Origin of the sequence: Geofilum sp. OHC36d9 (assembly GCF_052400685.1) — a bacterium.
Taxonomy (GTDB): Bacteria; Bacteroidota; Bacteroidia; order Bacteroidales; family Marinilabiliaceae; genus CAZHHH01.
Genome location: NZ_JBQTGJ010000018.1, coordinates 67,681 through 77,004, shown reverse-complemented (window position 1 = coordinate 77,004; position 9,324 = coordinate 67,681). Strand labels below are relative to the sequence as shown.

General features: G+C 41.8%; 9 protein-coding genes. All 9 read left to right on the top strand.

Features of this window, described 5'->3' with window-relative positions:
• Positions 1–125: 125 nt before the first annotated feature.
• The 9 genes from ACT3CD_RS14405 to ACT3CD_RS14365 all read left to right on the top strand — a co-directional run bounded on the left by ACT3CD_RS14405 (position 126) and on the right by ACT3CD_RS14365 (position 9,308).
• Positions 126–521: a hypothetical protein gene (locus ACT3CD_RS14405; protein ID WP_444646349.1), complete on the top strand. Its 396-nt coding sequence runs from the start codon at positions 126–128 to the stop codon at positions 519–521.
• Positions 522–827: 306 nt separating this feature from the next.
• Entirely contained in the window at positions 828–1,487 is a 660-nt protein-coding gene (locus tag ACT3CD_RS14400; RefSeq protein ID WP_444646348.1) for a hypothetical protein, read from the top strand.
• Between the two features lie 463 nt (positions 1,488–1,950).
• Complete coding sequence (gene queF, locus ACT3CD_RS14395; protein ID WP_444646347.1) at positions 1,951–2,391, top strand: preQ(1) synthase; 441 nt, start codon at positions 1,951–1,953, stop codon at positions 2,389–2,391.
• Positions 2,392–2,814: 423 nt separating this feature from the next.
• Positions 2,815–3,387, top strand: coding sequence for an RNA polymerase sigma factor (locus ACT3CD_RS14390; protein WP_444646346.1), 573 nt, complete (start codon positions 2,815–2,817; stop codon positions 3,385–3,387).
• Positions 3,388–3,392: 5 nt separating this feature from the next.
• Positions 3,393–3,962 carry a hypothetical protein gene (locus ACT3CD_RS14385; RefSeq protein ID WP_444646345.1) on the top strand — a complete coding sequence of 190 codons (570 nt, stop codon included), beginning with the start codon at positions 3,393–3,395 and terminating at the stop codon, positions 3,960–3,962.
• Positions 3,943–5,106, top strand: coding sequence for a hypothetical protein (locus ACT3CD_RS14380; RefSeq protein WP_444646344.1), 1,164 nt, complete (start codon positions 3,943–3,945; stop codon positions 5,104–5,106). Before ACT3CD_RS14385 ends, ACT3CD_RS14380 begins: the two co-directional genes overlap by 20 nt.
• Before the next feature lie 14 nt (positions 5,107–5,120).
• A complete protein-coding gene (locus ACT3CD_RS14375; RefSeq protein ID WP_444646343.1) occupies positions 5,121–5,657 on the top strand; it encodes a hypothetical protein in 537 nt (178 codons plus the stop codon).
• 260 nt (positions 5,658–5,917) lie between these two features.
• Positions 5,918–6,601, top strand: a complete 684-nt coding sequence (locus ACT3CD_RS14370; protein WP_444646342.1) for a hypothetical protein — start codon at positions 5,918–5,920, stop codon at positions 6,599–6,601.
• A gap of 352 nt (positions 6,602–6,953) precedes the next feature.
• Complete coding sequence (locus tag ACT3CD_RS14365; protein ID WP_444646341.1) at positions 6,954–9,308, top strand: TonB-dependent receptor; 2,355 nt, start codon at positions 6,954–6,956, stop codon at positions 9,306–9,308.
• The last annotated feature ends 16 nt before the right edge of the window (positions 9,309–9,324 follow it).

Here is a 9,324-nt window from a genome sequence, read left to right as displayed (position 1 = left end):
AACCAGTATGATGTTTTATGTTTGTATCCCATTCAAGTAATGTTGTAAAATCTGTCAAGCTAATTTAGGATATTACAATCCGAAAATTCAGAAAGTAAAACAATTATGGCTGTTTCACGCTCCCCATGGGGCGCACGATCATCCCCATGGGGCGCACGATCATCCCCATGGGGCGCATGATCATCCCCATGGGGCGCATGATTATCCCCATGGGGCGCACGATCATCCCCATGGGGCGCATGACTATCCCCATGGGGCGCATGACTATCCCCATGGGGCGCATGATCATCCCCATGGGGCGCATGACTATCCCCATGGGGCGCATGATTATCCCCAAGGGGCGCACGATCATCCCCATGGGGCGCATGATTATCCCCATGGGGCGCACGATCATCCCCATGGGGCGCATGATCATCCCCTCGTGCCGAATGGCTCTGCACGAGGGGCGCAAGGCTCGCCCCCAAGGGCTAACGCTTCGCACCACGCAGAGAAAGTCTCATTACACCATGGCCTCCATCTAAACATGGGGGCTGTTTTTGTTCAACTTAGTCGATAAATATCAGCGATTTAGTAAATTCAGTGTCTGTTTTTCCGGTAATTATCGGCAAAAGACAATACAATTACAATAACGCTTTTGGGTTATAAATGATAATGGCGTTATGGGGGCATTGGCACCAATTGTGACGCAACCTGACAAGTAAATAATTCATCATAAGATAGAAACAAAAAAACAAAATATGAAACGAGCCATGGGAATTGCTTCACACACAGAAGTATGATTATCCTGGCGAGTTCCATCTGGCAACTGAAAAACAAATTATAAACATATGAAAACAACAAAAATTTTAGGATTACCATTACTGATTTTCATTTATATGATAATATCAGTTCCTTTTCAAAGTTGCGAACCTGATGATGAAGATGACGAATGTGATACTTGCAATATGGTTTATAAACCAAATATTTACATTTATCCAAATGAACAAATTGACTTATCTGTAAAACTCAATTTTCCAATGGGCGGACAGATTGTTACGTCTATTCCTGAATATGGAACTGGTTGGAATGTTTTAGTGGACACTTCTGGATTGATTAATAACACCTATTCCTTTTTGTTTTATGAAAGCACACAGCCCGATGTTTGGCAAAGAAAATTTGGATGGATTATACCGACTGATAAATTAGATTTATTTTTTAGGCAAAATATGACTGATTTTGGATTTAATGGTAAAGAAATTGATGATTTTATTGAATACTGGATCCCACGACTTAATGATTATCCATTATATTCGGTTTACCCACAAACAAAAAGCATAATAGACAATGTAATACAATTGGATTTTTCAAAGCAACCTGAAAACATCTTGAGACTTTTTTATGTCATTAAAGGACAAAATCAATTACAAGATAAATTAACTGTTCCAACAATTGATAGTTTTAAGAGAGAAGGATATTTTGTGACAGAATGGGGAGTGATTTTAAAATAACACCTGGTGCCAACACGTGCTCATAAATAATTGCCGTTTAGCAGGTAATTCAAGGTTTGTAGCCTGCATTAAGTGCGGTGTAACCGGACAGGATACCAACCCGCAATCGGCAACTATTCATAACACCAATGTTTCCACACATTAAAAAAATACAGATCCCAAAAAACAACTTTGAATAGAATATTTAGTTTACTGACTTTAAGCATACTATTAGTAATAAGCTCGATTTCATGCGATAAATCTGAATTGAATACCAATAAATTAGATTCATTGGATTTAACAGATCCAACTAATTGAAAACTTGCTAGCACACCAGCACATTTTCCTGAATCGGCATTAACAAATGTTATATCTTATGGCTATAATCGAGCGAAAAAGGCAAACATAACTCACAAGTATTAAACCGAAAGAAAATACTAACTTTACCGCATCATCAGAAACATTAATTCAATATTAAAAGATAATGGAACAGAAAATTTCAACCTACAAAGACATCGACTCATCCATTCTAAAATCATTGCCCAATCCAACAGGCGAAGCATACGAAATAAAAATAAAAATTCCCGAGTTCACTTTTTTGGGCGTTAAAGAGCAGCCCGATTTTGCAGATGTCTTTTTAACTTTTTATCCCAGAAAAAAAATCATAGAACTTAAATCACTCAAACAATATGTTTATCACCTACGTAACATCACCGTATCGTACGAGCGACTGATTAATATATTTTACGATCATTTGATGCAGGTTTACGAACCCGAACGCGTGCGAGTGGTCATGGTATTTAACCCACGTGGCGGCATCAGCTCCCGGCTGACCATCGATTCAGACTGGAAAGTACGCGGCGGCAATGAAAATTTCAGCGACTGGAAAAACAATATGGAAGACCAATGGAATGTAACGCTATAAATTTCGTTGGCGCACCATTTCACAAACCAAAAACCTGTTGGATTCTTCTGATCCGGCAGGTTTTTGGTTTGTAAGAATTTCTGCCGTAAACAATTCTTCGTCATATAACGAAATCGCGTTGCGCACATCTAAACAACCTGCTTCTCTCAATATTCGCCTTGCGATATAACCACTTATACGTTACGCCTGCACTCAAAAGTGTCATTACAGTTCGTAAACTAACACCTCAAGAACAAACGCAACACCGCAATCGGACTTACCATTCAAACGCCAATCAAAAATTGCATTATTTCACTCAATTTTACCTCGCAAAAACAATAAATCAAATCGTCTTCCAAATAAAATTACTTTCCGGCCAAAAATTGATAATACCTTTGTGCAACCTGTCGCAATAAAATTTGTCATTAAACTAAAAAAGACACCTTGTCAGGCATTTCAACCGACATACACCAATCAGTTATCAACCGGGCCAAAGAGGGTAATCCTCAGGCCCTGCATCAGCTATATGAATTATATAGCAAAGCGATGTTCAATATTTGCTGCCGTATTTTAAACAATACGGCCGATGCAGAAGATATGCTTCAGGAAGTATTTATTGAAGCCTTTGGTAAACTGAACAGCTTCAGGTTCGAATCGACCTTTGGTGCCTGGCTCAAACGTATCACCATCAACAAATGCATCAATGAGTTAAAAAAGAAAAAAGTACCGGTTGAGTACAACGAAACGCTTCCAAACAGTTCAGACCAGGGGTATCCAGACGAACTTCCCGAAGATATAAACCTGACGGTTGAGCGCATAAAACACGCCATGGCCCTCTTACCCGATGGCTACCGCATCGTCTTTTCACTATATATGATGGAGGGTTACGATCACGAAGAAATAGCCGCCATCCTGAATATTTCGCAGAGCACATCGAAAACACAGCTCATGCGGGCCCGCAAAAAAATTGTCGAGATTTTAAAGATGGGACAAATTAATGTCACAAGTAAAAATTAGGCCTTATGGAAAAACATCAGTCACTGGAATCGTTTATACACCAAAACCGAAGTGGTTTTGACAGTCAGACGCCTTCACCGGAACTGTGGAGCCGTATTGCCAGACAAATACCTGTGGAGCAAACGCCGCAGACTAAAAAACAAAAAAATGCACTGTTTTATATCAGACGAATAGCAGCCATTGGGTTAATCGCCCTGATAATACCATCTGCCTGGTATTTTATACGCACCGATTCAAAAACAACCGCCTTATCAGAATCGGTGCTAAGCGAGATTGCAGAAACCACAGATTATTATGAATCACAAATAAAAGAAAAAAGGCAACAGGTAATCAACCTTACAGCCAACAATCCGGCCATCACAGAGGAAATGGATCTCGATTTGGCCCAACTCGATCAAGTATTAAAAGAATTAAAAACCGACCTTAAAGATGATGTTTCGAACCCTGAAGTTATTTCAGCCATGATTCAAAATTACCGGTTAAGACTTCAGATCATGGAGCAATTGCTCGACTTTATTGAAAAAGAAAAAAACGACACTACGAAGCAAGAAGCTTATGAAAAATATATCTTATAATCAGCAATTTCAGGCACCGTACAGGAGAACCATCCATTGGGTCACTGCCCCATTGCGGCACTGGTCCTCAACATGGTATTTCATACTATGCTTTGTGGCAGGATTGCTGCCCACTTCAACTGCCCTATCGCAGCAGATAAAGGACACCCGTAAAGAAACCCGCATTTACGAATACACGCCAGGCGTTACAGTTCAAATCAGCAACAAATACGGGACAGTAAAGGTGCAAACATGGAATCAGGATTCCATCAAACTGGAAGTGACACGTACAATCACCCATGCCAGTCAGGAAGAAATAAACAAACTAAAAAACAATATCACCATCAACTTCACTTCCACGCAAAGCATACTAAATGCTGAAACCCTGTTTGAGTCTACGGGTAACAAATGGTTACAAAGCATCAAAGAAGCCACTAACATGGCAAATGCCGGGTCGCATTCGCGCATCGATTATTTACTCACCGTACCCGCCAAAACAAATATCAGCATCACCAATAAATATGGCGACATAATCCTGCCATCACTTAAAGGCCGCATTATGGTCAATTTATCGAACGGCAACTTCCAGGCACAGACTCTAAGTGGATGGACCGACCTGACACTGGCCTTTGGATCAGCCATCGTTGACCATTTAAACAATGGCATTATTAAAACCAATTTTACAGACCTCAGCCTTGCCGGGACGCACAATCTGCTAATCGAAAGCCGCTCGTCTGACATCTCCATTGAGGAGGCCGGAACGCTGGAGGTCAACTCGCGGCGCGACCAGCTTCAAATCGGCAAAGCATCAACAATAAAGGGAACGACCTATTTTAGTCATTTCTCATGCCGACAGTTAAGTGACGAATGCCACCTCAACCTCACCTATGGTGAATTGTCGTCAATGGGAATCGACGCCAGCGCAAAAGAATGCGTCATTATTGCCAATACGTGCAGTCTCAACCTCCAAATGAACCAACCCACTGCTTACACCATGCTGCTTAAACAGACAAAAGGGGAACGAAATCTGCCAATTACTTTACAAGAAACCGACAGCAAACCAACGATACAAGACGTTCAGAAATTTTATTTTAAAGCGAAGACCGGAGGTCCTGAGTTGAAAATAAATATTCAAAACGGAAATTTAAAAATAACACACCTTTAATGCAACCGACCAATATGAAACTTGTCTTTAAAGAGAACCTAAAATCGTGCAGTCATCCAATCATCATCACGATAACAATGTTGCTTATGACACTAAACAGCCATGCACAGGATTATGAGAATGCCATAAAGCTTCAAACCTTGTCAGGATTCGGAATAAGCTATAAATATCTAACCGGATTCGAAAATGGAATAGAAGTTTCGTACAACATCAATAAAGACTATAACAAACTAACCCTTTTACGCGTGTTTCAGGAACCGGCCATACCTCATTTATCCAACAAACTGTTTGCCACATACGGCTATGGGGCACACATCACGTGGTACGACCAATACCGGATAAGAAATCCCTTCACCCCTTTTAATAAAGGTGTAAAGGTAACCAAAGACTTTTTCTCACCCGGATTTGATGGTCAGATAGGACTTGAATACCGAATCCTTAAAATACCTCTGGTTATTTTTACTGAACTGAATGGCAGTTTTGGTTTCTTTGGTCCCGATTATTTCCGGGCCGACCTTCATATTACCGGTGGCGTGGGGTACGTATTTTAACCAATTCATTGCCACATTTTAATTCATATAAATTATTCATCACACAAGAAAATGATTAATTCCGGCAAGTTCCAGGTGACCTTAACAAATTATAAACACATAAAATCAGGTTTTACAGCGATGTGCCCATTCAAAACGTGTCGCTATGTTATACCAGTTCAATGCAAACAGCAGGCATAAAATCATATTCAATAAATCACGCACAAAATTGCAGGAAATACCATTCGCAAAATTCAGACTTACCTAAAAAACAATTTACAATGAGGACAAAATTATTTATTTCTGTTTTGTTCGTTGCCATATCGATTACAACGACCGCACAAAACACTGGCATCTCTTCATCAGATGAAATGCAAACCATTTTTGGAAGCAGCGAAACACAATCTATAGGTGGTTTTGGCGCCTTTGAAACCGGCTACACCCGGATCAACAACCTCGATGCCATTTACATAGGCGGACGAGGCGCAATTATAATCAACCACTCACTGGCTATTGGTGCCGGCGGAAAAGGCTTTATTTCTGAAAGTGTGTATGACAATAACCTACAAAACGACTATGAATATTCGGGCGGATACGGCGGGATCATACTTGAGCCCATTCTGGCCTGGCGCCGGCCGGTGCATGTTACCTTTCCCATACTGGTTGGTGCAGGTGGTATAAGCTATATAAAACATTGGGGCGATTATGACCACGAAGAAAATTATATAGACGAAGACAGTTATGCCTTTTTTGTGTTTGAACCCAGCGTTGAAATAGAATTCAACATCATAAAATGGATGCGCATGGCCATTACCGGAAGCTATCGATACACATCGGGCATCGACCTGGAGTATAAAAGAAATGTAATGTCTGCTGCAGGCGGTTTCAGCGAGGCCAGAATTGGCCCCTCGGACATGCTCCGCAGCTTTAACATAGGCATGTCCATAAAATTTGGAAAATTCTGATTTATTAATTTTTCAGCAATGCCATAGCGTTCATGATATCGTCAAGGGCTTATATAAAACCGGTCAATTTAAAGAATACGAGCATTTGTACAGACACCAATCACTGGTTTAAATACAACTAACATTGAAATGTTAAAACCAACAGATTGGCGTATCTTGCAAAAAGCAACAAACGACCGTCTCATGGCAAATTGCACGAAGTATTATCAGGAATCAATGGCTTGTGATTTTAAAAAAAAATTGGAGAAGATAGATAGATGGCTGAATAATGCCGCACAAACGATGACCACTTAACAATATTCGTAAATCTTCAACACAACAAATAAAATCTGCACCTTTCTAACAAATGGAAATGATAAAAAGAATATACCTATTAAGTCTTGTTTTGACCTGGAGCCTCCCTTTTTATTTATTGGGAGAGACGCTTCCTGAGCCAAAGCATCCACCCATCGTTAATGGCTATGTAAAAGACTCCCAAACCGGAGAGATACTCATTGGAGCGACCGTCTATGTCTCAGAAACCCAAACAGGAACAGCCACCAACCTTTATGGCTTTTACAGCCTGCCCGTTGAAGCCGGCGAAGCAACCCTAAGTTTTAAATCACTGGGATACAAACAACAGCAGGTAAAACTATCGGTCACTGATGACCTGACCTACAATATACTTCTCGAACCGGAATCCGCTCAGCTAAATGAGGTTCGGGTAGTGGCCAATCAAACGCAAGTTCAACTGGATAACCCCATCATGGGCGTACAAAAGATACAGGCAAAAACCATAAAAAGCGTCCCGGCCCTCATGGGAGAAGTGGATCCCATAAAAGTTCTTCAATTGTTGCCCGGCATTCAGGCTGCCAGCGAAGGCTCTACAGGATTCAGCGTACGAGGCGGTAATCCCGATCAAAACCTGATACTGCTTGACGAGGCCATTGTTTATAATGCCGGACACATGATGGGATTCTTTTCGGTATTTAACAACGACGCTATAAAAGACGTCAACATCTATAAAGGTGACATCCCGGCACGCAGCGGCGGCCGCTTGTCATCCCTGCTCGATATTCGCATGAAAGATGGAAATTCGCAACGATTCACTGGTTCCGGCGGCATCGGCATACTATCATCACGGCTCACTCTCGAAGGCCCTTTAGGCTCCGACAAAACCACATTTCTGCTATCGGGACGTCGTACGTATGCCGACCTGTTTCTGCCATTGTCATCAGATGAGTCGGTGCAGGACAGTAAACTCTATTTCTATGACGTCAATGCAAAAATCAGCCATACTTTTAGTGACAAAGACCGGCTGTTTGTGAGTGGGTATATGGGACGCGACATGTTCTCAGGTGGCGACATGGCTATGAGCTTTGGCAACCAAACGCTGACGATGCGGTGGAATCATATCTTTTCACCACGTCTGTTTGGCAACGTTACAGCCATGACCACCAACTACGATTACCAACTCAGCGCCGAAAGCGGCAGTTCAGATGACTTCAAATGGATATCGAACCTTAGGGATTACAATTTAAAAATGGATTTCAATTACTATCCCAATACAAAAAATGCCATTAGCTTTGGTCTTCAGACCATTTATCACAACATACTGCCGGCCCATGTAAAAGGCACCTCCGACAACACTGTTTTTAATGAACTGAAATTGCCGCGTAACCGGGCCCTGGAACATGGTCTTTATGCTGAGAACACCCAAAAAGTCACCGACCAACTAACGTTGCGATATGGGATCCGGCTGTCGGGCTTTCAAAACATTGGCAAAGGTGTGTTATATGGTTATGACCAAAATTATGAAGTAAACGACACCACCCGCTACGGTGCTGGTGACGTATTCAACACCTATTGGAACTGGGAACCCCGGTTGGGAGCCACATACATGATCAACCCCATAACGTCGGTAAAAGCAAGCTATTCGCGCTCATACCAATACCTTCATATGGCCAGCAACTCAAGATCAACCACGCCGCTTGATGTATGGTTCACCTCATCGCCCAATGTAAAGCCACAAAAGGCCGACCAATACTCAGTGGGGATATTCCGTCATCTCAATAATGAAAAAATGGATTTTGGCGTTGAAGGTTTCTACAAAAACATGAAAAACACCATCGACTTTAAAGATTATGCCGAACTCCTGCTCAATGAGTATCTGGAAGGGGAATTGAGATTTGGGAAAAGCTATGCTTACGGGATGGAATTCATCAGCCATTTTAACTTTAGCCGTTGGAACGGATGGGTAAGTTATACACTGAGCCAGACAAAACGTAAAATAGAGGGAATAAACAATAACAACTGGTATCTGTCGCCCTACGACCACACCCACGACTGCTCGTTGGTTCTCAGCTTCAAAGCCAGCGAACGAGTTTCCATCTCGGGTAACTGGGTTTATTATACCGGTGCTCCGGTAACATTTCCGGTAGGTCGCTTTGAAAGCGGAGGCAATATTGTGCCTATCTATTCGGACAGAAATGCAGAACGCATGCCCGATTACCACCGTCTGGACCTGGCCGTTACCATACGCAACCGTGCAAAACCCGGACAACGATGGCATGGAGAATGGAATTTTTCGCTCTACAATGCCTATGGCCAAAAAAATGCCTGGTCCATTTCATTTGTGGAAGATGAAGATGAGGCCTACCGAACCAAAGCCATTAAAACGTATCTATTTACTTTTGTACCTTCCGTTACTTACAATTTTAAATTTTAAGAGTCGGGAGAATGCT